Raw genomic sequence first — 20,735 nt, forward strand, 5'->3', positions numbered from 1 at the left:
GAGCGCGGCGACAGCCTCTGGGCGATCAGCAGGCGGACCTACGGTGAGGGTGACTGGTACACGGCGATCTACGACGCCAACCAGGACCAGATCCGGGACCCGGACCTGATCTATCCGGGTCAGGTCTTCGTGTTGCCGGCCGAGGACGCCATTGATGCCGGTCTGGGCGAAAAACGCGGCTGAGGAGAATCAAATCATGACCAAATTCACTAAGGCCGTGACCTATATCCTCGCCGCCGCGGCCGTCTCCATGCTCGTCATCGTCGTCCTGCAATCCACGAGCATGCTGGCTAGTTCATGAGGACGCCGATGGCCTGGAGGTTCCCATCACGATTGGCCTCGTTCGATAGCATGCCGAAATAGGTCCTGTTCGAAGTTGATGGTCTTTGGTTCTTACGCTGACGGGATGGGGTAGGAACGGTATCGTCTCAAGGATGTTTCTGGTCCCTCAGCTTAAGCCGGAGGCGTCCATGCGTATCATGCCGTCTATCCTGACCATGTTTTCAGTGCAGAAGAATGCGAGTTTTTCTAGAACAGGAAAAAACGGCCGCATTCGCATCCATGCTGCTCATCGTGAGGATCATGCCAGGATCTATCCAACCGGACAGAGCTACACCTGGGGAGGGCCGACCACGGCGTCGAACGGGTTCGCGCCGGCTATAGGCTACGACGCCTACCATGGGGGCAACGGCTACTGACCCTGTGACGTGTTGTACCACACCAACCGCTGGAACGGTCGACCAGGCGAGGTTGTTTCTGGCCCACATCTCGAAAGATAGGAGCTATCGAATGCGCAAGCTCGCACTTGCATCAACGGCGCTGCTTGGCCTCGGCCTGCTGGCATCGGCACCCGCCGAGGCTCGCGGCTGGGGCGGTGGTTACGGCCACGGCGGCTACGGCGGCGGTTACCACGGTGTCGGTTTCCGCGGTGGTTACGGTGGGTATCGTGGTTACGGCGGCGGCTATGGTCGCGGCTACGGCTATCGTCGCGGCATCGGCCCAGGCGCCGCCATCGGTCTCGGCATCGCCGGCTTCGCGGCGGGTGCCATCGTGGCGAACAGCTACGGCGGCTACGGTGGTTACGGGTATGGGCGTCCGGTTGGGTACTACGGCGGCTATGGCTACGCCCCCGCCTACGGCTACGCACCGGCTTATGGCTACGGCTACCCGGCCTACGGCTACGGGTACTGAGAAGAGCACGTCACCGGCTCGTCATCTGACGTGATGGGTCCAGATAAGAATGCAGTGCGCTTGGAGCAATCCAGGCGCACTGCACTTAGTTTATCATTGAAAAACCGAAATATTGGCGTGAGCTGCATAAATAAAATCCAATAATTTGAAGTTAATAAGATCATCCGGATTGGTCGAGTGATCGATCAAAGGATGAAAATGTCACGTTTCGAGATGCTTTGCGGTGCCGCCGCCCTTTCGACCCTCGGGTTCATGAACATAGCCGCCTACGCACAGGAGGGTGGTCCCTGTTCCGACGACATTGCCAAGCTCAAGCGCGAACTTGGGACCCAGGTCGGCATGGGGGCGCCCGTTTCGCAGCCCGATACCGGCCAGCGCAAGGGACCGAACGACGGGTCGGCCGACCGGACTGCGAGCACAGCCGGATCCAAGGCCAAGCCCGTTGGCGACGCCGAGACGGATCGCGCGCAGGATGGCGGGGCGTCCCGGGCGACGGGCGGATCGCCGGGTACGGTCGGCGGCGTCTCGGGGGCCGTCGCGGCTGCTGCTGGAACCGGCCAAGCCGACTCGGTTGCAAGTGGGCGGATCGCCACTTCGCCGGCCGACGTCCGGGCCCAGTCCGAGAACAAGCCGACCGCCGCCGTCGAGGCGTCGAAGGGTGGTGAACCGACCGCCTCGGCGAACCTGTCCGCCGAGGACAAGGTCTCTCAGGCCAAGACCACCCTGCAGCGCGCGACAGACCTCAATGCAAAGGGCGATCAGTCCTGCCACGATGCCGTCCAACAGGCTCGTTCGTTGATGCCGCAGCAGGGGCGCTGAAACGCATCGCTCTTGAAATGAATGGATCGCAAGGCTCGTCTAAAATAGGACCTGCTTTGCGCTTCTATTATCGGGTGTCCGCACGACTGCCTGCGTCCTGAAAGGTTCAGCCGTCTTGCCCGGGGACCGCCGGCGCAAACTTGCATCCGTCGACGCGATGGGCTCACAAATTGATCAGTCGTAATGGGACACGACATGCTGATCGTAGGGCGCCCGTGAAGTGACTGCTTCGGGCTGTAGAAAATCTTCTAAGATTTGTGACACGCTACGATAGCAAGAGGTCATTGATGCGGTATTGACTAGATCCCGAGCCTACGTCCGCTTTTAAGCTACGCCCGCAGCAACTAGTACGACTAGGTTGGGTCGGATGCGGAATGTCTGCTTCCCGGCTGGCGGCCAACGTCCGTTCATGGCGCAAAGCTGCGATGCGTAACGGCGCGGTTAGGTAGTTTGCAGATCGTCGGCTTTGGGGCAGTGACGCCACGAAGCCGGCATTGGTGATCGCCCGCTCAGATCTGAGCCTGTCCGCCGTCGACGAAGAGCTCGACGCCGTTGACGAAGCTCGCTTCGTCCGAGGCGAGGAACAGCACCGCCTTGGCGATCTCCTCCGGCTGACCGATTCGCCCGGCCGGGATCAGGCCGGCGAGGTAGTTCTTGGTCCTCTTCGCCTGATCCCCGCCGCCGAACAGCTCGTTCAGGCCAGCCGTCTCGGTAAGGCCGGGGCTGATGGCGTTCACCCGGATGCGGCGATCCTTGAGGTCGAGGATCCAGTTGCGGGCGAAATTGCGCACCGCCGCCTTGGTCGCCGAGTAGACGCTGAAGGCGGGCGTGCCCGAGATGCTGGTGATCGACCCGGTGAGGACGATGGAACCACCATCCATCAGCAGCGGCAGCGCCTTCTGGACGGTGAACAGAACGCCCTTCACGTTGGTGTCGAAGGTCTGCTGATAGTGCTCCTCGGTGATCGCACCGAGCGGTACCATCTCGCCGCCGCCGGCATTGGCGAAGACCACGTCGATCTGCGCGTGCTTCTGCTGGACCGCGTCGTAGAGGCGGTCGATGTCGGAAAGCCGGGCCATATCACCCCGGACGCCTGTGACACGTCCGCCGATCTGCTTCACTGCCGCGTCGAGTGTCTCCTGTCGGCGACCGGTGATGAACACCGAGGCGCCTTCCTCGGAGAAGGCCTTGGCCGTGGCCAGCCCGATGCCGCTCGTGCCGCCGGTGACCACCACGACCTTGTTCTGGAACCTGCTCGTCATCGTAGTTCTCCGTCGTTCGGCTTCGTTTGCGTCGTTGACGATACAGATGACTTGAGAACGCTGATGCGAGTAGACGGTAAAATTGGCACATAGCGTTCCAGCAGAGGAACGATGATGCGTACCGACCTCAACGATTTCCGGTACTACGCCGAGGTGGTGGCCCACGGTGGCTTCGCTGCGGCGGGCCGGGCCCTGCGCGAGCCGAAGTCGAAGCTCAGCCGTCGGGTCGCGGCCATCGAGGCACGGTTGGGCCTGCGCCTGATCGAGCGGTCGAGCCGGCGCTTCCGCGTCACCGAGGTCGGGCAAAGCTTCTATGAGCGATGCCGAGCGATGATGCTGGAGGCCGAGCGGGCCGAGGCGCTGGTTGCGGAGGCGCAGGCCGAGCCGCACGGGCGCATCCGCATGAGCTGCCCGAAGGGCTTGGCGGAGGTTGTCTCGAGTTCCGTGCGCACCTTCCTGGTCCGCTACCCGAAGGTCAGCCTTCAGTTCATCGCCAGCGACAGGCCGGTCGACCTGATCGAGGAGCGCATCGACGTCGCCGTGCGGGTGCGGCAGGAGCTCACCAGTGACGCCTCGCTGACGATGCGCTCTCTCGGGCACTCACGCTGGATCCTGGTTGCCAGCCCCCAGGTCGCCAGCCGCCTCGGAGCCGACATCGCATCTCTCGGCGCCTTCCCGACGCTCGGCACGAGCGACGATCAGGGCGAGGTCGAGTGGCGGTTCGAACCGGCGGGCGGGGCGACGTACAGGCTGCGCCACGAACCGCGCATGACGTGCAGCGACTTCGCCGTCCTGTGTGATGCGGCCACCGAGGGCATCGGCATCGCCTACCTGCCCGATCATGTCTGTGCCGGCCACATCGCCGCGGGCAAGCTCGTCCACGTGCTTCGGGATTGGCGCAGCCAAGCCGGCCTCGTCCACCTCGTCTTCACGACCCGGCGCGGACTACCGCCGGCGGTGCGCGCCCTGATCGACCACTTGGCGGCAGCCTTTCCCAAGTTATGAGAGCAAAGACAGAGCCTGCTCGTATCATTAACCCGGTGGCAATCCGCTGATCTGACCGAGGTCTGCTTTTGAGATAGAAGTACAGCAAGCGAAGCGGTCGAGTTGGCTCAACAAGGGAACGTGCGCTGTCGGGCGATGGGCAATTTTTTGTTCGTCCCGCATATTTCGTCTCAGTCCACAGGGCATTAGTGAACTTCCCTGGGGTCGGAGTAATCACATTCAACGGCGGCAACACCCGGTTCGTTGATTAGTGAGGTCCGCGCACCGACTGGGACCTCTAGCCTGTACCGAAGCCTAAGTAGCAGCCGTTTGAAATAGCCAAGTCGTGGAGCAGTGCCGTCCTTTTGTAGGCGTGACATGCTAAACGGGCCGACCCCAATCACTCTTTCGGCGTGTCGAGCAGGGCCGTGATCAGGTCGTGCGGATCGAAGCCGATGGCCTCGGCTAGATCTAGCAACTCGATCAGATCGAGCCGTCTCTGGCCGGCCTCGATGGCGCTCAGGAAGGGCTGATGCCGACCCAGCCGCTCGGCCACCTCGACCTGCCTCAGACCCGCCGCCTCGCGATAGCCGATGATCAGCTCCGCAAGACGCTGGTGGCGACGGGAGCGCAGTGTGCGGGGCATGCGGGAACGGCCAGACAGGGTCCGGCAGGTCCAGTAGCGACGGCACCGTGCGATCCAAAAAGCAGATATCCGATTAGCAGATAAACCACTGGACTGTGCCCCCCGATCGAGCGAGCCATGCCCACCCCGGCGGATCGGCCGCCGGCATCTTCAGGCTCCCGCTCCCATGAACATGCACACCACCATCCTCGCTGAACTCTCCCCCGCCTGCGCCCGTTTCATCCGCCTTGGCCCCGGTAGCGCCTGGGCCCAGACCTGCATCGAGGCCGGAGAGCTCCGCTTCGGCAGTCCCGACGAACCGCATGCCCTTTGTCACGCCGGCGACTGGGATAGCGCGCGCGAGGCCCTGATCGGGCAGGGCAAGTCAGCGGGCGAGGCCAGCCAGGTCCTGCGCGAGATCCGCGAGTTCTACACCCTGCCCGCCGACGAGTGCCTCTGGATCACCTTCTTCAAGGGTCGGCTGTGGTGGACCTTTGCCGACGGCGAGGTCCGTCCGGTCGAGCACGGCGGCCCTGGCGTCGTGATGCGCCGTAGCCGGGGAGGGTGGCTCGACACCTCGCGCATGGGCACGCCGCTGCTGCTGACCGCCCTGAGCAGCCGGTTGACCCAGGTCCGGGCCTACCAGCGTACGATCTGCAACGTCGCCGAGATCGACTACCTCAGCCGCAAGATCAATGAGATCGAGGAGCCGGTGGTGAGCCGGGCCCGGGACGCCCTGCGCGAGACGGTGGCGTCGGCTGAGGCGTTGATCGCCGGCCTGCACTGGGCCGAGTTCGAAGTGCTGGCCGACCTGCTGCTCTCACGCTCGGGCTGGCAGCGGGTCTCGGCCCTGGGCAAGACCCAGCCGGATCTCGACCTGATCATCGAGCAGCCGGCCACAGGCGAGCGCGGCTTCGTCCAGGTGAAGTCCAAGGCGACTCAGGCCGTGCTTGAGGCCTCGATAGCCCGCTACCGCGAGAGCCAGGCCTGCATGCGCATGTTCTTCATCTGCCACTCGCCCGTCGGCCATATCGATGTGGATGCCCCGGACGTGCATGTTTGGACAGGGACGGCGCTGGCACGTCGCGCGGTGGAAGCTGGGCTGATGGGCTGGCTGATCGAACGAGCAGGCTGAGGCACGCTCGGCATCGATCGACGAGCCGGATAAAAAAATCCATAGGAGCTGCTATTGCGGTTCCTATGGATGTTGCTAAAGCTGCCGCCATGCCGAGCGCGAGCAACATCACCTACAAACGCGATCAGGTCGAAGGCGCCGTTGCCTGCAGCTCCGGCGAGACGCTGTTCGATCGTCACCAACGTCCGACGCGACTGAAGGTCGACCTGAAGCGACTGCTCGATCTCGATCGCGCCCAGGCCGAAGATCTACACCCGGCGGTCTCGCCACGCTACGCCTTCCACAATGGTCCTCCGCCTGGTCGCGGCACCGATGTCGTCTACGGCACCTACGATGCCTATGCCCTGCTGATCGGCCTGAGGCTTCTGCGCGGCGGGCTTCCGCAGGGGAGGGCGGTCAGCTTCATGCGCGAGATCCGAGAGCCCCTCGAGGCTTTGCTCGCGAAGACCCTTCTTAAAGAGCCCGGCCAGGTTCGGCAGGATCTCGGGGAAGCGGAGCTTTTGAACGCTGTACGTAGCGGGCATCTCATCGGCGAGGCCGAGGAGATGGTGTTTCTCGTCATGCTCGCGGGTGAGAGCGCACAGGCGTTCGAGATTACCGCTAAATCCGGCGAGACCGTTTCCGGCAACATCTGCTTTGGATCGCCTGATCTGCTTGGGCACATGGTTGGAGCGAGCCACAATGGAAACGCTGCCATCGTGGTCGAGCTCGTGAACGCCGCCCATCGATTGCGCCACTACCTCGAACGCGCACCGACCCGGACCCGTGGTCGCTCGTAGGGGAACCTCTTCCCTCATCCTGAACTGGAACCTGGAGGACATCGTGCCACGACCTATTGTAACCCCAAATAACACTGCAAAACCCAGAGAGGGGCTGACGCCGATCCTCGCCGATCGCATCCTGGTGCGAGCGCTCTGCGAGCTCCGGCCCGATCCGCGCAACCCGCGCAATCACCCGGCCAAGCAGATCGCCAAGATTGCCGACTCGATCCGCGAGTTCGGCTTCCTCGTCCCAATCCTGATTGATGTTTCCGGAATGATCATCGCCGGGCAGGGGCGCTACGCGGCCGCGCAGCAGCTCGGCCTGTCGGCGGTGCCGACCCTCTGCGCCGCGCATTTCAGTGAGGCCCAAGTCCGGGCCTACCGCATCGCCGACAACAAGCTGGCTGAATCGGCCACTTGGGATCCCGACCGCCTTCGGGTCGAGTTGGAAAGCCTTCAGGAGCTCGAGTTCGACCTTTCTCTCACCGGCTTCGAGATCCCCGAAATCGAGGCGATTCTGGATTCCGGAACGAGCATCGTTGAGGACGAGGTCCCCGAGCCGGAGCCGGGGCCGGCCGTCAGTAGGCTCGGCGACCTCTGGCTTATCGGGGTTCATCGTCTGTTCTGCGGCTCCGCCCTCGATGTGGCCTCCTATACCGCTCTCATGGGCGAGGAGCGGGCTGCGGTGGTGTTTGCCGATCCACCCTACAATGTGAACGTTCAAGGGCACGTCTCGGGCCTCGGTAAGAACCGCCATCGCGAGTTCGGCATGGCCTCCGGCGAGATGTCGGTCGCCGCCTTCACCGAGTTCCTGCGAACCACCTTCACGCATCTGGCGGCCTTCAGCACCGACGGCTCGATCCATTTTCAGTGCATGGATTGGCGCCACATGCGCGAGATGCTCGCGGCGGCCGACGGCGTCTACGACGAGCTCAAGAACCTCGTTGTCTGGAACAAGGACAATGGGGGGATGGGCTCGCTCTACCGCTCAAAACACGAATTGGTGTTCGTGTTCAAGAAGGGCAGGGCGGCCCACCGCAACAACGTCGAGCTCGGCCGCCACGGCCGCAACCGCACCAACGTCTGGGATTATCCTGGACAGAACACCTTCCACCGCGACCGAGCCAAGGACCTGGCCGCCCATCCGACGGTGAAGCCCGTCGCCCTGGTGGCCGATGCCCTTCGGGACGTCTCGGTGCGCGGCGACATCGTCCTCGACCCCTTCTCCGGCTCCGGCACCACGCTCCTGGCAGCCGAGCGCACCCAGCGGCAGGGGCGGGCGATCGAGCTGGACCCTGTCTACGTCGACGTAGCCCTGCGCCGCCTCGAGCGCCTCGTGGGCGAGCCCGCGCGCTTGGCCGCGACGGGGCAGAGCTTTTCGGAGGTCGCCGCCCAGCGGGCGGCTGACGGCCCGACGACCGCCATTCATTCAGACCATGACCAGGAGGACCGTGATGCCGCGTAGCCGCAAACCCACGAGTGACTACGACGTCGGCTACGGCCGGCCCCCGGCGCACACCCGCTTCAAGCCCGGCCAGTCCGGGAACCCCCGAGGGCGGGCCAAGGGTGCCAGCGACCTAAGGACAGTGATGGTGGACGTCTTCAAGAAGCAGCTCTCGCAGACGGTCAACGTCGTCGAGGACGGCAAGCCGCGCAAGGTCACCAAGTTCGATCTGATGATGATCAGCAACGTCAACAAGGCCGCCAAGGGCGACGCACGGGCACTGCGCGAGATCGTGGCCCTGGCTCATCGTCTCGGGCTCTTGGAGGGCGCGCCAGTCGCGACGGTGACCGAGGAAGCCCAGCCGTTCTCGGACGAGGATCAGGCGATCATCGACCGCATGTTCGCACGGCACCGCTCCAAGATCGCAGCAGAGCAGCCCGGCCCCGCCCTGACCCAAGACCCTTCTGTGGAGGAGGCGGAATGACTCGACCCGAGCTTCTCGATCATATCCTGCGGGAGGACCTCGGCTTCTTCCTGCAGAAGGCCTTCGGCACCGTCGTGCAGGGCGACAGCTACGAGCCGAACTGGCATCTCGACGCGATCACGCATCATCTCGAAGAGGTCATGGCCGGGCGCATCCGGCGCCTGATCATCACCGTGCCTCCGCGTAGTGGCAAGTCGCTGTGCGCCTCGGTCGCCTTCCCGGCCTGGATGTTAGGCCGCGACCCGACCAAGCGAATCATCTGCGTGTCCTACGCCCAGGAATTGTCGAGCAAGCTCTCGAATCAGACTCGGCAGTTGATGCGGGCGCCCTGGTATCAGCGGGTCTTTCCCGACACGCGCCTCGGGGGCGCGAAGAACACCGAGAGCGAGTTCGAGACCACCCGCGGCGGCTTTCGCATGGCCACCTCGGTCGGCGGCGTCCTCACCGGGCGCGGCGGCCACGTCATCATCCTCGACGACCCGATCAAGCCCGCCGACGCCATGTCCGAATCGGTGCGAACGGGCACCAACGAGTGGTATGACATGACCTTGCTCTCGCGGCTCGACAACAAGACCGAAGGGGCGATCATCCTCGTCATGCAGCGGCTGCACGTCGACGACCTCGCCGGCCACCTTCTCGACCGGGGCGGCTGGACGCACCTCAACCTCCCCGCCATCGCCGAGACCGATCAGATCATTCCGATCGCGCCCTGCAAGGTTCATAGGCGCCGCACGGGCGAACTGCTGCACCCAGAGCGCGAGCCGATGGCGGTGCTCGACGAGCTGAAGCGCGCCCTTGGGAGCTTTACTTTCGCCGCCCAGTATCAGCAGGAGCCCGTGCCGGCGGGCGGCAACATGTTCAACCTTGCTTGGTTTCCCCGTTACAGCGAGGGCCTCTCGCCCGGCGCCTACGGCGACGACGAGGTCTATCAAAGTTGGGACACGGCCTCGAAAGGCGGCGAACTCAACGACTACTCGGTCTGCACGACCTGGCTCGTCCGCCGGGGCGCCTACTACCTCCTCGACGTCTTCCGTGAACGGCTCGGATATCCGGAACTACGGCGCAAGGTCATTGAACTGAACCAGCGCTGGCGCCCGAACGGCGTCTTGATCGAGGACAAGGCCTCTGGCGAGCAGCTCGTTCAGGACCTGCGCAACAACGGCGACGTGTTCGCAATCCCGGTCCAGCCCAAGGGCGACAAGCTCGTGCGCGCGGACTCGCAGGCGGCCTGCGTCGAAGGCGGCCGCGTTCTGTTGCCCGAGCGTGCGGCCTGGCTTGGCGAATTCGAGAAGGAGGTCCTCGCGTTCCCCTACTGCCGTCACGATGATCAGGTGGACGCGATGAGCCAATTTCTGATCTGGACTCGCGACGAGCTCGACGCCGGACCGCGCATCCGCTGGCTTGACGATGATGACGATTATTGAGGCGTGGAAGCCGGCACCATGTCGACCGTCCTACCTGGGTCCAGGGCGGGGGTGAGCGGATCGACCTGAAAGGCCAGACCGCTGTCTTCGGCATGACCGCCGACAGCTTTGGCGGCGCTCAAGTGGTTCCTCGGCGGCTTGATATCGCCCACTCGTGGCGTTGGTAGGCCTGCCTGAGGCCCCCCGGCCTCAATCCGTCGCGGGCTACTCAAAGTCGCCCTAGCGCCCTTAGGGGCGATCCTCGAGCCGCCGGACGCAGGCAATCCCGTGCATATGGTGCACTTGTTATAAAGAGGTGTCGTAGCATGACGCCTCACACAATCATGCCCAACGCATTTCGAGGTGGCGTAAAGCTCGACGCTGAGGCTTAACCCAACCAGACAGTAGTTTTTCGACTAAATTAATCGGCGCCGATTTGTTTCGCTACGAAGCTTAAAAGCTAATTCGAATATTGAGCCTAAATCGCTGCTGCTAAGACCTGTTATATTTTCAATTGCAGTGCAAGATGACTTTTGGTGCGCCGACCCTGTTCGCATCAATGTCGGCGAACGCCTCGACTGCGCCTGACAGGTCGCGCTCCTCGGGCCAGTCGAGGTGTCCCAGCTGCCCCGAGGCCAGAGCAGCGACCACGTCGCGGAATTCCTGGGCGGTGTAGCAATAGGAGCCAGATACGACGACCTCCTGCAACGTGATCTTGCGGATGTCCAAGCCTTCCATACCCGGCAGCAGGCCGATATGCACAATCACGCCGCCGGGCCGGATGAGCCGGCTCGCTGCCTTGCGCGTTGACGCGCTCCCGACCGCGTCTAGGATTAGGTCTGCGACGGCGTCCAGCGCCATTTCTGCGTCTTCTGGCGCGGCGCAACGGATCCGGGGAACACTCCTGGCGATGACGGTGCGCCGCGCCGCATTCGGTTCCACGAGGCAAAGTCGACGCGCGCCTTGCATGGCCAGGACAAGCGCCGCCCCAAGGCCGATCGCGCCGCCGCCAAAGATCAGGCAATCCGCTCCGGTCACCGGACGGCCGAGGAGCCGGGCGCCCTGGTTGACGGCGTGATACGACACGGCCATGGGCTCGGCCAACGCCGCCTTCGCGACCGGAAGGTCGTCGGGTATACGGACAAGGTTGCCTTCGGGCACACACACGAACTCGGCGAAGGCACCGGGCCGCGGCGGCATCGACAGGATCTGTCGATCCTTACAGAGGTGCGAGCGTCCAGACTCGCACGCGGCGCAGGTTCCGCAGGTGACGAGAGGGTTGACGGTCACCCGCTCCCCGTCCCGGCGCCCTCCGGCGATCCGCCCGGCGGCCTCGTGTCCGAGAACCAGCGGGGGGGGCCGCCGCGTGTCGTGCCCGTGATAGGCATGCATGTCGGACCCGCAGATGCCCACGGCCTCCACCCGAACGAGGACTTCGCCCGGCCCGGGAGCCGGCACCGGACGCTCCTGCAGCGCGAGGGAATGCGGTCCGGTATAGACGAGGGCTCTCATCCCGACGATCTCATTTGGCGGTGAAGCCGCCGTCGACCGGCAGCGTCTGACCGGTGACGTAGGCGGAGGCGTCGGAGGCCAGGAACACCGCGGCGCCGTAGAGGTCCGTCAGTTCCCCGTTGCGGCCGGCCGCGGTCTGAGCCGCGTTGCGGCCAGCACGCTCTGCATCCGCGAACACCGCCCGTGTGAGCGGGGTCGGGAAGAATCCCGGCGCGATCGCATTGCAGGTGACACCGCGCGCCGACCAGGCCTCGGCGATGGCGCGGGTGAGTTGCACGACCGCACCCTTGGCCGCTCCGTAGGGCGCCGAGTCCGCGAAGGCGCGGAAGGATTGTAGCGAGGCGATGTTCAGGACCCGGCCAGAACCCCTCTCGGCCATGCCGGGCGCGAGGGCCTGGGTCAGCAGGAACGGCGCCCGTACGTGGAGCGCCATGTGGGTGTCGAAGTCCGCGGCGGTCACGGCTTCGAAGGGCTTGCGCAGATTCACGCCGGCCGCGTTCACGAGGATGTCGATCCGATGCCCCCGCTCCGACAAAGCTCCGGAGAGGACGGTCGCGGTTTCGGGCGCCGCGAGGTCGCCGGGGATCGTGTCGCAGGCGATGGCCTCTGCATGCAGGCCGGCTTGCGCGGCCCGGAGGTCCCCCTCCCGGCGTGCGGTGAGGACGATCGAGGCCCCTGCCAGCCCGAGCGCCCGGGCGAGCGCCAGGCCGATGCCGGAGTTTCCGCCCGTGACGAGCGCCGTGCGTCCGGTCAGGTCGAACAGGGGCGTGAGCCGGAAGCCGCTCACGCGCATACCGCGACGCCGAGATCGAAGACGTGGTCGGGAAAGTACTTGGCCAGCCGGTCGTCGGCGGTGCGCGCGTGCGCTTCCATGCCTTCGAGCCGGGAGATTCGTGCGGTTGCCTGGGCGATGGTCTTGCAGGCTTCCCGGTCCATGCGCTGCCAGGTCAGGGGCCGCAGGAATTTGTGCACCGAGAGCCCGGCCGAGTACCGCGCGGCGTATTTCGTCGGAAGGATGTGGTTCGGGCCGGAGGTCTTGTCGCCGAAGGCCACGGTGGTCTCCTCGCCCAGGAACAGCGAGCCGTAGTTGCTCAGGCGCCCGAGCCACCACTCCAGGTCGGTGGCATGGATTTCCAGATGCTCGCTGGCGTAGCGGTCCGAGACCGCGACGATCTCGTCCCGCGTGTCGCAGTGGATCACCTCGCCGTAGTCGCGCCAGGCTGCGGCGGCCGCGTCGCGCGCGGTCGGCGGCAGAGCGTCGATCAGGACCGGCACCCGCGCGATCACCGCGTCGGCGAGTGCGCGCGAGGTGGTGAAGAGCCAAGCTGGGCTCTCGTGACCGTGCTCAGCCTGACCCACGAGGTCGGAGGCGACGATTGCAGGGTCGGCAGTGTCGTCGGCGATGATCCCGACCTCCGAGGGGCCGGCGAAGACATCGATGCCGACCCGGCCGAACAGCATGCGCTTGGCCTCGGCCACGAATTTGTTGCCGGGCCCGACGATGATGTCGGCGGGCTTTCCCGTGAACAGTCCGAAAGCCATGGCTGCGATGGCCTGGACGCCACCGAGCGTCATCACCACGTCGGCGCCCGCCACCTTCATCGCGTAGAGCACGTAAGGGTGGATGCCTTCGCCGCGATAGGGCGTGGAGCAGGCGACGACGGTAGGCACGCCGGCGGCCTTGGCGGTCGCGACCGACATGTAGGCGGAAGCGATGTGCGCGTAGCGTCCGGTGGGCACGTAGCAACCCGCCACGTTGCAGGGCACGAGCTTCTGCCCCGTGGTCAGGCCCGGCAGCAGTTCGACGGCAAAATCCTTGACGCTGTCGCGCTGCGCCTCGGCAAAGCGCCGGACCTGGCCCGCGGCGAATTCGATGTCGCGCTTGACCGCCTCCGGCACATCGCGGCTGCGCCGTTCGATCTCGTCCGGGGTCACAATGATGTCGCCGGACCAGCGGTCGAGCTTCAGCGCGTAGTCCCGCACCGCCGTCTCGCCCCGCGCCTCGATCTGGGCCAGCATCTCGGTCACGACCTCCCGTGCCGCCCCGGTCTCGGTTTCCGGCGTCTTGGTGGCGCGCTTCACGTGTACGATCGACATAGGTGTCACCTGTTCCCGTGCGGTTGAGGGCGCGTCGCGCGCCACGGATGGGGTTCTCAGGGCTTGGCGCTGGCGGCGTCGAACTCCGTCGCGAAGGCCCTGAGTTTGGGATCGTCGGAGACGCGCTTGAGAAAGCTGTCGTCGATGTAGCCTTTGGCCTCGGGCGCCGCGGGGACGGTGCCGACCTCGGCCATGAAGGCGCCGATCTTGGCAAACCAACCGTCGACCTCGGAGGCGCCGCCGGCGCGCGACATCAGCGCGAGCTGCCTGTCGAGGGAGAAGGTCGGACGCAGGGCGAATTCCTGCTCGATCGCCCTGTCCGAGGCTTCGACGCCGCCGTCTGCGTAGAAGCGCCGGGTGAGATCCTGGGCTTCCTTGGGGTTGGCCTTGGCCCAGCCCCAGCCGCGCAAGTAGACCGCGAGGAACCTCGCGACCTCGGCCGGATGCGCCTTGGCGTAGTCGGCCCGGACCACGAGGGCGCCGGGCACGACGGCGCCCGCATCGGCGCCGCTGCACAGAACCTCGGCCTTGGCCTTCTCCTCGAGCGTGTAGGTGTTGGGCGCCCAGACGCCGACGACCTCTCCCGCTTCGGCGATCACGGCCGAGATGATCTGAGCCTGGCCGAGGTTGACGAAGCGCATGTCGCGCGGGCCGAGGCCCCAGGACTTCAGGCAGTTGCGCGCTGCGTAATCGGCGGTGGAGTTGGTGGTAACCAGGAGCTTCTGGCCGACGAGCTGCTTGGGGTCCTTCAGGATCGCCGCGCGGCGATCGGCATGGACCATCAGGACGTTGGTCTTGGACTCGTCGTTGGTCAGGCCGATCGTGACGAGTCCGAAGCGGGCGGCCCCGAGGATGGCGGGAACGGAACCTGTTCCGCCCACGTCCCAGGAGCCGGCCTGCGCGGCGGCGACCTGGGGGGCGCCGGCGGGAAAGACCGCGAAGTTTGGCTCGAGGCCGGCCTCCTTCCACCAGCCCTTCTGCGTCGCGATGTAGAACGGGAGTGCCCAGTACAGCGAGGGTTGGTACGACACGCCGATCTTGGCAGAGACGCCCTGCGCATAGGCATGCGGCATCAGGCTTAGCGGCAAGGCCAGAGCGAGGGCTCCGGCGAGCGCGAGGCGTGTCAGCGAACGGCAGGTTGGCGACGTGATCATGGTGGCGTCCTCTTTCGGCGGCGTGTCTTTGCAGGGCCCACGGCGATCCCGGGTCGACGGCTCAAAGGCCGGTCCCGCTCTTCTCCTCGCGCAGCGATTTCCAGATGTGCGTCCGCAGGTGGACGAAGGATTCGAGGTCCATGACGTCCTCGATCCGCTCGTGGCTTTCCCAGGCCTCGGCCTCGCGGATCGACTTGACGTCGATGATCTCCTTGATGCGCCCCGGTCGCCGGGTCATCACCGCGACCCGGTCGGCGAGGTAGACCGCCTCCTCGACGCCGTGGGTGATGAACAGGACCGTGCGCGGGTTCTTGCGCGCCAGCCGGACCAGCTCTTCCTGCATCACGACCCGGGTCTGCGCATCGAGGGCGCCGAAGGGCTCGTCCATCAGGAGCACCTCGGGTTCGAGCACATACGCGCGGGCGATGGCGACCCGCTGCTGCATGCCGCCGGAGAGCTGGTGAGGAAAGGCGTCGGCATAGCCCGAGAGACCGACCATCGTGATCGCCGAAGAGACGAGCTCGGACCGTTCTTCGGCCGGCAGGCCCTTGTTGCGCAGGCCGAAGGCAATGTTCTGGGAGACCGTCTTCCAGGGAAACAGCGCGAATTGCTGGAACACCACGGCCCGGTCCGGGCCCGGCCGGTCGACCACCTTGCCGCCGACGAGGACACGACCCGAACTCGGCGCCTCGAAGCCCGCCGCCAGCCTCAGGCAGGTGGTCTTGCCGCAGCCGGACGCGCCGACGATAGCGACGAATTCGCGGTCGGCGACCGTGAGGTCGACGCCGTCGAGCACCTTGACCGAACCGCCGAAACTCTTGCCCACCTGCTCGAACTGAATGGCGCTCATCGATCGGGCCTCTCACGCGTGTCCGAGATGAATGCGGATGCGGGTTTCGATCAGCCGCAGGGTCGTGTCGACGGCCACGCCGAACAGGCCGATCGCGATCATCCCGACCATCACCGTTGTGGTGGAGACCGCCCCTTGCGCCTGCACCATCATGTAGCCGACGCCCGTGGAGGCCACGATAAGTTCGGCCCCGACCAGGGACTGCCAGCCCAGGCCGGCGCTGATGCGCAGGCCCGCGACGATCGAGGGGAGTGCCGCCGGCAGCATGACCTCGGTGACGACCCGGTATCCCGGTGTACCCAGCATCGCCGCGGCTTCCATGAGCCGCGGGTCGACGTAGCGAGCGCCGCGATAGGCGTTGATCAGGCAAGGTGGGAAGGCGCCCGCGAAGATGATCAGGATCGGGCCGCCGACGCCCGTGCCGAACCAGAGCGCGGCGAAGGGTACCCAGGCGATCGGCGCGATGAAGCGCAGGGCGTCGAAGACCGGCGTGACGATGTCGTCGAGAAGCCGGGACCAGCCCATCATCAGTCCGAGGGGGACGCCGACGAGGGCGGCCAGCAGGTAGCCCGACAGGAAGCGCTGGACGCTGGAAACGAGATGGGCCGTCAGGGTGCCGCCGGCGAACGGCGTCGTCAGCAGCGTCAGGAAACGCCGCGTGACTTCAATCGGCGTCGGCAGGAACAGATGCTGCACCAGGCCGCTATGGGCGATGGCCGCCCAGAGCCCGAGAAAGGCCAGCGTCCCGGCTAATCCGAGCAGAGACGCGCGACCCAAAGGCAGTGGCTGGCGAGAGGCGATCACGCGAACGCCCCCTTCGTCTGAGCCCAGCCGACGAGGCGCCGCTCGGCGAACCCGAGGAGCGCCGTGCTGGCGGCGCCGAGAATGCCCACCGCCCCCATGCCGACGAGGATCATGCCGGGATAAAGGTCCTGCTGCGCGACGTTCAGCACGTAGCCCAGGCCGGCTAACGAGCCGACCAGTTCGGCCGCCACCAGCGTGGTCCAGCTCGCCTGGAGCGACAGCCGCAGACCCGTGAAGATCATCGGCGCCGCAGCCGGCGCCAGCACCTCGGTGACGAAGCGCGTGCGCGGCGTGCCGAGCATCTGCGCCGCCTCGATGATCGCCGGGCCGATCGCGCGAACGCCCGCATGCGTGCTGATTACGGAGGGCGGGAAGGCTGCCAGGAAGATCACCAGCACTTTGGCCGCGTCGCCCAGGCCGAGCCAGAGGATGGCCAGGGGAATCCAGGCCAGGGGCGGGATCGGGCGCAGCAGCAGGAAGACGGGATTGATCAGCGCCTCAGCCGTTCGATTCCAGCCCATCAGCAGGCCGAGCAGCACGCCGAGGACGACCGACACCAGGAAGCCGAGGGCGACGAGCTTCAGAGAGTGCATCACGTGTACGAACAGGGTCGCGTCCGGGTAGCCGCGCCCGAACGCCTGGGCGGCCGCCGACTCGACGTCGGACGGCGCCGGAAACCGGCCCGCCGAGACGAGCCCGAGTCCGGTGGTCGCGACGTACCAGACGAGGACGACAACGAGCAGCGTCGTCGCGCCAACGATCGTGCGGCGGCTCGGCCTCACGGCATGTCCTCCCTCGTGGCGGCCGTCTCACGCGGCTCACCGTGCCCCATTGCCGCGGCAATGAAAGCGCTTTCATTAGCGGTATGGCCTGCTATCGTGTCAAGCGGCAATTCGGTGACGGCGATCCGTGCGCAGGACGTCGGATCGCTAGCGCCTGCGCTCCGCCACCTGGTCATCGATGTCGTCGGAGGGCATCTGAAAGGCGATGAGACGAATCCTGCGACCGACCCTTCAGGCCGTCGCCGACCGTGCGGGCGTATCGGCGGCAACGGCCTCCCGTGCCTTGGCCGGCTCGTCCATCGTCCATCCGGACACGATCCGGCGTGTGCTCGCGGCGGCCGAGGCGCTGAGTTATCTTCCGGGAGGGCCCGCACAAGCGCTCGCCTCGGGACGCACCCACACGATCGGGGCCATCATCCCGACCCTCGACCACGCGATTTTCGCCCGTGCCATTCAGGCGATGCAGACGAATCTAGCGACGTATGGCTATCAGCTCCTGCTCGCAGCTCACGAGTACTCGGCCCAGGTGGAGGCCAAATCGGTCCGGTCGATGCTCGGCCGTGGTGTCGACGCGCTGATGGTCGTCGGTGCCGACCATCTGCCGGAGACCTGGAACCTGCTGATGGAGGCGCCGGTCCCGATCGTTCTGAGTTGGTCGTTCGACGATCGTCTCGACGCGATCGGCTTCGACAACGCCCGCGCGGGCTATCTCGCCGCCCGGCATCTCCTGGACCTGGGCCACCGGCGTTTCGGCATGGTCTCCGGCTTCACGCAATCCAACGACCGGGCAAGGCTGCGGATCGCAGGCGTACGCAAGGCCTTGTCCGAGGCGGGGATCGACTTTCCGCAGGCGCGCGTCTCCGAGCAGCCGTTCACGCTGGCGGGCGGTCGCGAGGGACTCGCTCAACTGCTCGAACTCGTGGAGCCGCCCACGGCCATCGTGTGCGGGAACGATCTGCTTGCCGTCGGCGTGCTGTTCGGGGCGAGCTACAGCGGGTTGTGCGTCCCGCGCGACCTGTCCGTCGTCGGCATCGACAATCTCGAGATCGCGAGCCACGTCGCCCCTTCGCTCACGACCGTGAACCTTCCGACCGCAGAACTCGGTCTAGAGATTGCAGAACATCTGCTCGCTCGCTTGCGCGGGGAGTTTCGTGCGCGGCATACGGAGATGGCTATCGCGTTGGTTGAGCGAAGTTCTTCGGGTCCATTGGTCCGCTCCCAGTGAAGTGGTCCGCCCTTTGGTATGGCTTTTGAGTCTGGAGGACGGACAAGATGGCGAAGCACCCGAAGTCCGAAGAGATTGTTGCCAAGCTACGGCAGGCGGATGTACTTATTTCACAGGGTCAGAGCGTGACTGATGCAATCCGCAGGCTTGGCGTGAGTTCAGTGACATACTACCGGTGGCGGCGTGAGTTTGGAGCCTGAAGACAGATCAGGTTCGACGGATTAAGAGTCTTAAGACTGGAAATGCCCGGCCTTAGAGCGGTGCCCGGCCACGTTGGGTCGGGTCACGGCTCTAGGTCCTTGTTTTGACGCGCACTTTCGCGACGAACCGGTATCCGCTTCCTCGGAGCGCGCTCTAGAAGGTAGTGGCTGATTTGACACTGGACAAGCTCATCTTACACTTCTCCTCGGAGGAGAACTGACGACGTGTGGCCCAGCGGATGTCCTTCATCACCGCTTCTGCCGGCTTACCAAACTACTTAAGTAAGCGGTTCGCGACCTGGGCATTATGGAATGTGCTTCACCCGCCCCTGACTTTTCAGGGCAGTCCCACACCAAGCTGCGCTGATCTCAACCGAGGCTCGGGATCAGTGCGTCCGGTTGATGCCGCCGCACGATCGCGCGGGCAACCGGCGACGAGGTCCTCTCATCGCCGGCTGGTATCGCAGGTCGCCCAGAGCCGACCGCTCAGGCGAAGAAGCTGGCGTTGACCTGCCCCTGGGTGATGCCGGCGAGTTCGATGGTGCCGCCGCCCGAGAGCACCAGCAGCGCGCTGCCCGAGCCGTCCGCGGCCGTACCGAAGCTGTAGCTCTGCCCGCGCAGGTCGATGCGGTCGCCCTCGCCTTGGGCAAAACCCAGGATCACGTCGTGGCCCGAGGCCGGGTTGAAGACGTAGCGATCCGCGCCCGAGCCGCCGGTGAGCACGTCGTCGCCGAGATCCCCGTAGAGCACGTCGTCGCCGAGATCGCCGTAGACCACGTCGTTGCCCTGGCCGCCGAACAAGGTGTCCGAGCCCTGACCGCCAAACAGCGTATCGGCACCCATGTTGCCCAGCACGATGTCGTTGCCGAGGTTGCCCAGCAGCACGTCTTCGTTCTGCCCGCCGTAGAGGGTGTCCGCGCCTTGCCCGCCGTAGAGGGTGTCATTGCCCTGGTTGCCCAGCAGCAGGTCGTCGCCCTGGTTGCCCTGGATCAGGTCGTCGCCCTCGTTGCCGAACACCGTGTCGTTGGCCAGGCCGCCGCTGTAGGTGTCGTTGCCGGCAAGCAGGCTGATGCTGTCGGGTCCATCCGTTCCAGTGAGATTGTCGTCACCAGGTGTTAGGTCGGTTGGCTGGGTCGGCGGCGGCGGAGGCGGACCGGCGTCGTCGTTCTGGATCGTGCCGGTGGCCGTGGCGTTGGTGATGGTGCCGAAGTTCTGGCCCGAGAGCGTGAGCGTGAAGCCTTCGTTCTCCTCGACCGTGGTGTCGCCGGCCACACCGAGCGTGATGGTGGCCTGCGTCTGCCCTTGTGCAAAGCTGACCGTACCCGTTGGCAGAACACCGCCGGTAAAGTCGCTGCCCTCGGCAGGCGCGCGTGTGGAACCGGTGACGGCGTACTGAACGGTTTGCGCTGCTTGGGCGTCGCCGGTCCGGGTGACGGTGTAGACGAAGTTCGTTGTCCCCGAATTGCCCTCGGCCTGAGACAGCGTGGCAGGGCCGAGGCTGAGGCTTGGCGCCGGATCGTTGTCACTGATCGTGCCGGTGGCGGTGCTGTTGGTGGTCGAGATCGTGGCTCCGCCGGTGGCGGCGCTCAGCGTCGCGGTGACGGTCTCGGGCGTGGCGCCCTCGTAGAGGCCGTCGTCGAGGGTAGCGACGGTAAAGGTCGCGCTGGTTTGGCCTTGTGCGAAGCTCAGCACCTGGGTGGCGGGCGTGTAGTCCGCGCCGGACGTGGCGGTGTCGCCGGCAGCGCCCGCGGTCACGGTGACCGTCTGGGCTCCCTGCGCATCGCCGGTGCGGGTGACGGTGTAGACGAGCTGGCCGCCCTCGGTGACGCTGGGTGCGTTGGCGATCGAGAACACCGGTGCCGGGTCGTTGTCGGCAATGGTGCCGGTGGCGGTGCCGTTGGTGGTCGAGATCGTGGCCCCGCCGGTGGCGGCGCTCAGCGTCGCGGTCACCGTCTCCGGCGTGGCTCCCTCGTAGAGGGTGTCGTCCGTCGTGGCGACGGTGA

The 20,735-nt window shown here is 65.6% G+C and carries 21 protein-coding genes and 1 pseudogene; 12 read left to right on the forward strand and 10 right to left on the reverse strand.

Features of this window, described 5'->3' with window-relative positions; all coding sequences use genetic code 11:
- The 4 genes from COGEMETH_RS16430 to COGEMETH_RS16445 form a co-directional block, all read left to right on the forward strand.
- Positions 1 to 183: LysM peptidoglycan-binding domain-containing protein (locus tag COGEMETH_RS16430; protein WP_238183678.1), on the forward strand; the 183-nt coding region annotated here is incomplete at its 5' end.
- Positions 184 to 470: 287 nt separating this feature from the next.
- Positions 471 to 698 (forward strand): hypothetical protein, encoded by a 228-nt coding sequence (locus COGEMETH_RS16435; RefSeq protein WP_238183679.1) that lies wholly within the window; start codon positions 471 to 473, stop codon positions 696 to 698.
- Between the two features lie 91 nt (positions 699 to 789).
- Positions 790 to 1,191: a hypothetical protein gene (locus tag COGEMETH_RS16440; RefSeq protein WP_238183680.1), complete on the forward strand. Its 402-nt coding sequence runs from the start codon at positions 790 to 792 to the stop codon at positions 1,189 to 1,191.
- 198 nt (positions 1,192 to 1,389) lie between these two features.
- On the forward strand, positions 1,390 to 2,010 hold the full coding sequence (locus COGEMETH_RS16445; RefSeq protein WP_238183681.1) for a hypothetical protein: 621 nt from the start codon (positions 1,390 to 1,392) through the stop codon (positions 2,008 to 2,010).
- A gap of 509 nt (positions 2,011 to 2,519) precedes the next feature.
- Here COGEMETH_RS16445 and COGEMETH_RS16450 read toward each other — a convergent pair.
- Positions 2,520 to 3,272, reverse strand: coding sequence for an SDR family NAD(P)-dependent oxidoreductase (locus COGEMETH_RS16450; protein ID WP_238183682.1), 753 nt, complete (start codon positions 3,270 to 3,272; stop codon positions 2,520 to 2,522).
- 111 nt (positions 3,273 to 3,383) lie between these two features.
- Between COGEMETH_RS16450 and COGEMETH_RS16455 the strand changes: the two genes are divergently transcribed.
- Positions 3,384 to 4,277 (forward strand): LysR substrate-binding domain-containing protein, encoded by an 894-nt coding sequence (locus tag COGEMETH_RS16455; protein ID WP_238183683.1) that lies wholly within the window; start codon positions 3,384 to 3,386, stop codon positions 4,275 to 4,277.
- Positions 4,278 to 4,656: 379 nt separating this feature from the next.
- On the opposite strand, the gene COGEMETH_RS16460 is transcribed toward COGEMETH_RS16455, so the two are convergent.
- Positions 4,657 to 4,902 carry a helix-turn-helix domain-containing protein gene (locus COGEMETH_RS16460; protein WP_238183684.1) on the reverse strand — a complete coding sequence of 82 codons (246 nt, stop codon included), beginning with the start codon at positions 4,900 to 4,902 and terminating at the stop codon, positions 4,657 to 4,659.
- A 166-nt stretch (positions 4,903 to 5,068) separates the two neighbouring features.
- Here COGEMETH_RS16460 and COGEMETH_RS16465 point away from each other — a divergent pair, with 166 nt between their 5' ends.
- The 5 genes from COGEMETH_RS16465 to terL all read left to right on the forward strand — a co-directional run bounded on the left by COGEMETH_RS16465 (position 5,069) and on the right by terL (position 10,129).
- On the forward strand, positions 5,069 to 6,016 hold the full coding sequence (locus tag COGEMETH_RS16465) for a restriction endonuclease (RefSeq protein ID WP_238183685.1): 948 nt from the start codon (positions 5,069 to 5,071) through the stop codon (positions 6,014 to 6,016).
- A gap of 89 nt (positions 6,017 to 6,105) precedes the next feature.
- Positions 6,106 to 6,795, forward strand: a complete 690-nt coding sequence (locus COGEMETH_RS16470; RefSeq protein WP_238183686.1) for a hypothetical protein — start codon at positions 6,106 to 6,108, stop codon at positions 6,793 to 6,795.
- A gap of 43 nt (positions 6,796 to 6,838) precedes the next feature.
- A complete protein-coding gene (locus COGEMETH_RS16475; protein ID WP_238183687.1) occupies positions 6,839 to 8,242 on the forward strand; it encodes a site-specific DNA-methyltransferase in 1,404 nt (467 codons plus the stop codon).
- On the forward strand, positions 8,232 to 8,705 hold the full coding sequence (locus tag COGEMETH_RS16480) for a DUF5681 domain-containing protein (RefSeq protein WP_238183688.1): 474 nt from the start codon (positions 8,232 to 8,234) through the stop codon (positions 8,703 to 8,705). Before COGEMETH_RS16475 ends, COGEMETH_RS16480 begins: the two co-directional genes overlap by 11 nt.
- Positions 8,702 to 10,129 (forward strand): phage terminase large subunit, encoded by a 1,428-nt coding sequence (gene terL, locus COGEMETH_RS16485; RefSeq protein ID WP_238183689.1) that lies wholly within the window; start codon positions 8,702 to 8,704, stop codon positions 10,127 to 10,129. Before COGEMETH_RS16480 ends, terL begins: the two co-directional genes overlap by 4 nt.
- 489 nt (positions 10,130 to 10,618) lie before the next feature.
- Here terL and COGEMETH_RS16490 read toward each other — a convergent pair whose 3' ends face one another.
- The 7 genes from COGEMETH_RS16490 to COGEMETH_RS16520 all read right to left on the reverse strand — a co-directional run bounded on the left by COGEMETH_RS16490 (position 10,619) and on the right by COGEMETH_RS16520 (position 17,307).
- Positions 10,619 to 11,620, reverse strand: coding sequence for an alcohol dehydrogenase catalytic domain-containing protein (locus COGEMETH_RS16490; protein ID WP_238183690.1), 1,002 nt, complete (start codon positions 11,618 to 11,620; stop codon positions 10,619 to 10,621).
- Between the two features lie 10 nt (positions 11,621 to 11,630).
- Positions 11,631 to 12,407 (reverse strand): SDR family oxidoreductase, encoded by a 777-nt coding sequence (locus tag COGEMETH_RS16495; RefSeq protein WP_283215006.1) that lies wholly within the window; start codon positions 12,405 to 12,407, stop codon positions 11,631 to 11,633.
- The gene (gene hpsN / locus COGEMETH_RS16500) at positions 12,404 to 13,717 is read right to left on the reverse strand and encodes a sulfopropanediol 3-dehydrogenase (RefSeq protein ID WP_238183692.1); all 1,314 of its coding nucleotides are present in this window, start codon (positions 13,715 to 13,717) and stop codon (positions 12,404 to 12,406) included. Before hpsN ends, COGEMETH_RS16495 begins: the two co-directional genes overlap by 4 nt.
- Before the next feature lie 56 nt (positions 13,718 to 13,773).
- A complete protein-coding gene (locus COGEMETH_RS16505; protein WP_238183693.1) occupies positions 13,774 to 14,871 on the reverse strand; it encodes an ABC transporter substrate-binding protein in 1,098 nt (365 codons plus the stop codon).
- A 61-nt stretch (positions 14,872 to 14,932) separates the two neighbouring features.
- A complete protein-coding gene (locus COGEMETH_RS16510) occupies positions 14,933 to 15,721 on the reverse strand; it encodes an ABC transporter ATP-binding protein (protein ID WP_238183694.1) in 789 nt (262 codons plus the stop codon).
- A 12-nt stretch (positions 15,722 to 15,733) separates the two neighbouring features.
- Positions 15,734 to 16,498, reverse strand: coding sequence for an ABC transporter permease (locus COGEMETH_RS16515; protein ID WP_238183695.1), 765 nt, complete (start codon positions 16,496 to 16,498; stop codon positions 15,734 to 15,736).
- 23 nt (positions 16,499 to 16,521) lie between these two features.
- Positions 16,522 to 17,307 (reverse strand): ABC transporter permease, encoded by a 786-nt coding sequence (locus COGEMETH_RS16520; RefSeq protein WP_238183696.1) that lies wholly within the window; start codon positions 17,305 to 17,307, stop codon positions 16,522 to 16,524.
- A 205-nt stretch (positions 17,308 to 17,512) separates the two neighbouring features.
- Between COGEMETH_RS16520 and COGEMETH_RS16525 the strand changes: the two genes are divergently transcribed.
- Together COGEMETH_RS16525 and COGEMETH_RS16530 are read left to right on the forward strand one after the other, a co-directional pair.
- Positions 17,513 to 18,532 carry a LacI family DNA-binding transcriptional regulator gene (locus COGEMETH_RS16525; protein WP_238183697.1) on the forward strand — a complete coding sequence of 340 codons (1,020 nt, stop codon included), beginning with the start codon at positions 17,513 to 17,515 and terminating at the stop codon, positions 18,530 to 18,532.
- A gap of 47 nt (positions 18,533 to 18,579) precedes the next feature.
- A pseudogene (locus COGEMETH_RS16530) lies at positions 18,580 to 18,782 on the forward strand (transposase); the annotation flags it as partial.
- Positions 18,783 to 19,218: 436 nt separating this feature from the next.
- On the opposite strand, the gene COGEMETH_RS16535 reads toward COGEMETH_RS16530, so the two are convergent.
- On the reverse strand, positions 19,219 to 20,735 hold a 1,517-nt coding region (locus tag COGEMETH_RS16535; protein WP_283215007.1), incomplete at its 5' end, for a Calx-beta domain-containing protein.

It is taken from the genome of Methylobacterium trifolii (assembly GCF_022179685.1).
GTDB classification, from domain to species: Bacteria; Pseudomonadota; Alphaproteobacteria; order Rhizobiales; family Beijerinckiaceae; genus Methylobacterium; species Methylobacterium trifolii.

Bases quoted from the DNA above. Each gene is read 5' to 3' on its own strand.
- COGEMETH_RS16435 (WP_238183679.1), top strand. From the start codon at position 471: ATGCGTATCATGCCGTCTATCCTGACCATGTTTTCAGTGCAGAAGAAT.
- COGEMETH_RS16440 (WP_238183680.1), top strand. From the start codon at position 790: ATGCGCAAGCTCGCACTTGCATCAACGGCGCTGCTTGGCCTCGGCCTG.
- COGEMETH_RS16445 (WP_238183681.1), top strand. From the start codon at position 1,390: ATGTCACGTTTCGAGATGCTTTGCGGTGCCGCCGCCCTTTCGACCCTC.
- COGEMETH_RS16450 (WP_238183682.1), bottom strand. From the start codon at position 3,272: ATGACGAGCAGGTTCCAGAACAAGGTCGTGGTGGTCACCGGCGGCACG.
- COGEMETH_RS16455 (WP_238183683.1), top strand. From the start codon at position 3,384: ATGATGCGTACCGACCTCAACGATTTCCGGTACTACGCCGAGGTGGTG.
- COGEMETH_RS16460 (WP_238183684.1), bottom strand. From the start codon at position 4,902: ATGCCCCGCACACTGCGCTCCCGTCGCCACCAGCGTCTTGCGGAGCTG.
- COGEMETH_RS16465 (WP_238183685.1), top strand. From the start codon at position 5,069: ATGAACATGCACACCACCATCCTCGCTGAACTCTCCCCCGCCTGCGCC.
- COGEMETH_RS16470 (WP_238183686.1), top strand. From the start codon at position 6,106: ATGCCGAGCGCGAGCAACATCACCTACAAACGCGATCAGGTCGAAGGC.
- COGEMETH_RS16480 (WP_238183688.1), top strand. From the start codon at position 8,232: ATGCCGCGTAGCCGCAAACCCACGAGTGACTACGACGTCGGCTACGGC.
- terL (WP_238183689.1), top strand. From the start codon at position 8,702: ATGACTCGACCCGAGCTTCTCGATCATATCCTGCGGGAGGACCTCGGC.
- COGEMETH_RS16490 (WP_238183690.1), bottom strand. From the start codon at position 11,620: ATGAGAGCCCTCGTCTATACCGGACCGCATTCCCTCGCGCTGCAGGAG.
- hpsN (WP_238183692.1), bottom strand. From the start codon at position 13,717: ATGTCGATCGTACACGTGAAGCGCGCCACCAAGACGCCGGAAACCGAG.
- COGEMETH_RS16505 (WP_238183693.1), bottom strand. From the start codon at position 14,871: ATGATCACGTCGCCAACCTGCCGTTCGCTGACACGCCTCGCGCTCGCC.
- COGEMETH_RS16510 (WP_238183694.1), bottom strand. From the start codon at position 15,721: ATGAGCGCCATTCAGTTCGAGCAGGTGGGCAAGAGTTTCGGCGGTTCG.
- COGEMETH_RS16525 (WP_238183697.1), top strand. From the start codon at position 17,513: ATGAGACGAATCCTGCGACCGACCCTTCAGGCCGTCGCCGACCGTGCG.